The following is a 2195-nucleotide window of genomic DNA, read 5'->3' on the forward strand; positions in this document are numbered from 1 at the left end:
CCACCAGACGCAACTGATCACAAAAGTCGGGTTGGAGTACTAGCAGGCGTAGCGGCAGAGACGACATTGTCCAGTCCCGATCTCAGCGGGCTGAGGAGCCCATCCGCCGTGGTCCATACCGGTGCCGCCCTGCTGCTGTTGCTCGTGGCCACGACGCTGTCGGTGTACAAACCGCGGGGTATGACCCGGTACGGGCGGCGGAAGCAGCACGAGCAGCGTGCGGTGGTGCAAGCCGTAGACGCAGCGACTCCTGCTCGGCCTCGACCGAGCGAACCCGCGGACGATCCGGGAAGCCCAGGACCCCGAGATCACGACCATGGCGGGGTGGCTGCGGGGCTGGGGTAAGCCCACGACCAGCCCGGACAACGGCGGCCACGCCAGCGGTCACGACATGGGTTCGGCGTCGGCTACTGCCATGCCGGGCATGAGCCGGACGATGACATGGCGATGCTGAAGGACGCCGGCGGTACCGCGTTCGACCGCATGTTGCTCACGATGATGGTCGAGCATCGCGAAGGTGCGGTCAGCATGGCCACGGCCGAGTTGCGTGACGGCCAGTATGGGCCAGCCAAGCAGCTTGCGCAGAGCATTCAGAGCAGCCAGTCAGAAGAGATCGCGGCGATGAAGACGTTGCTCGGGACAATCTGAGCCGAGGCAGCCGGCGGCGGCGTCAGGTTTCGATAGGGCTGTCGGCGGCACGGCAAAGCCCTCCGCCGTGTCGCCGGCAGCGCGGTGGCCCGCTTCCGCCCGCGCGCGAGACGCGTTTTCCTCGATTCGGTGCAGCGGGCCGCCCGGGCGTTTACAGGACGCGTCCCACAGAATAGGAGCTCGTCCAGATCGTCTGGAGTTTCACCACGTCACCGGTTTTCGGCGCCGCCCATATCTTGCCGTCACCGGCGTAGAGACCCATGTGGTAGATATTGCCCGGCTCACCAAAGAAGATCAGATCGCCGACCTGTTCGGAGCCGCGCGCTACACGCGCGGTGGCCGCGTACTGCTGGTTGGTTGTTCGGGGAAGGGATCGGCCGAGCTGCTTGAACACATACTGAATTAAACTGGAGCAGTCAAAGGAGTACGGGCCGGTAGCGCCGTAGACATACGGTTTGCCGGCTTGTAATGAGGCGAGGTACACGGCCCGCTGACCGAGCGTGCTTGTCGCGGGCGGTGCGGTCGCGGGCGCGGCAGGCAATGCGGTTCGGACGGCGGCCCGGAATGCCTGACCGGCCGACGGGGCCGGTGCGGCCGCCTGCGGCCGGACCCGAATCACCCCCGCGTCGGACGTCACACCCTTGAGCGCCGGAGTGCCGTTGAAGACCGCTCGGACCTGGGTGGTGGTCAGGACCCGTGCGGTGTAAGAGGAGTTGCCTGCAGCGTCGGTCCGCAGCGCCTTGAAGGTGGTCCAGCCCGCCGGGAACTGCGCTTGGACCAGGATGTCCTGATCCGCAAGCGGGCGGCCGGTGGCGGGATCGGTCATCTGGAATCCGACCTCGACGGGTTCGTCCGCGTTGACGGTGACATCCGGGTTGCTCACTACCAGCGACGCGTCGGAGGGGGCAGGTGTGGTCACCGGCGCAATCCTGATCTGCCCGGTGGTCGGATCTGCTGCCTGGGGTCCTCGGCCGAGAACGTCGGCGGTCACCGTCGCGTCCCCCGTGCCGGTATCGGTGCCGGTGTCCGTAGTGGTGTCCAGCGATCCGGCCAGTGCGATCCCGGAGATCGCCATGGTGCTTGTGGTGAGCGCGGCTACCGTCGCCCGGGCAGACGTGCGCGCTGCGACGGACCGCGGCGAGACGGCACGATGGCGGCCCCGCCGGTGTTGGAGGGTGTCCGGACAGGAGTGCGTTTCCTCTGCGTGCACATGAGCCCTTTCCCAGACGCCTGCGAGGTGAGCTGTCGGGTTCGGGCTGGGTGCCCGGCCGGCACGTGGACGATCCACGATGCGCGGCTTCACCCCAAGGGTGCCGCTGGGACGTGGCGGCCCCCGGAGGAACGTGGTTCCCCCGCTCCTGCCCCGGCTGCTCGCTGGAGGGGTCACCGGAACCGGGGGCAGGATTCGGCGTGCGGTCCGGTGCGACTGTCGAGGGTCGACACTAACGTACTACCCGTCATAGTAGGAGCGGGTTCATCCCCAACCGCCGGAGCAGACTCGCCCCGCTGCACCTCCACCGCACCTCACCGTGCTTGTGGCGAGGAAG

Annotated in this window: 1 protein-coding gene, 1 pseudogene and 1 riboswitch; of the genes and pseudogenes, one reads left to right on the plus strand and one right to left on the minus strand. The window is 67.5% G+C overall.

The features are described from left to right. Window positions 1–316: 316 nt before the first annotated feature. Window positions 317–648 (plus strand): annotated as a pseudogene (locus DD1DGNOD_RS30205) (DUF305 domain-containing protein). A gap of 151 nt (window positions 649–799) precedes the next feature. Here the strand turns inward: DD1DGNOD_RS30205 and DD1DGNOD_RS23720 are convergent. Further along, window positions 800–1723 (minus strand): C40 family peptidase, encoded by a 924-nt coding sequence (locus tag DD1DGNOD_RS23720; RefSeq protein ID WP_131768760.1) that lies wholly within the window; start codon window positions 1721–1723, stop codon window positions 800–802. Between the two features lie 137 nt (window positions 1724–1860). Further along, window positions 1861–2027: riboswitch (cyclic di-AMP (ydaO/yuaA leader) on the minus strand. Window positions 2028–2195 lie beyond the last annotated feature (168 nt).

This window comes from Candidatus Protofrankia californiensis (assembly GCF_900634765.1).
GTDB lineage: Bacteria > Actinomycetota > Actinomycetes > Frankiales > Frankiaceae > Protofrankia > Protofrankia californiensis.

Coding starts and splice junctions, on each gene's coding strand:
- DD1DGNOD_RS23720 (WP_131768760.1), bottom strand. CDS start 1,723: ATGGCGATCTCCGGGATCGCACTGGCCGGATCGCTGGACACCACTACG.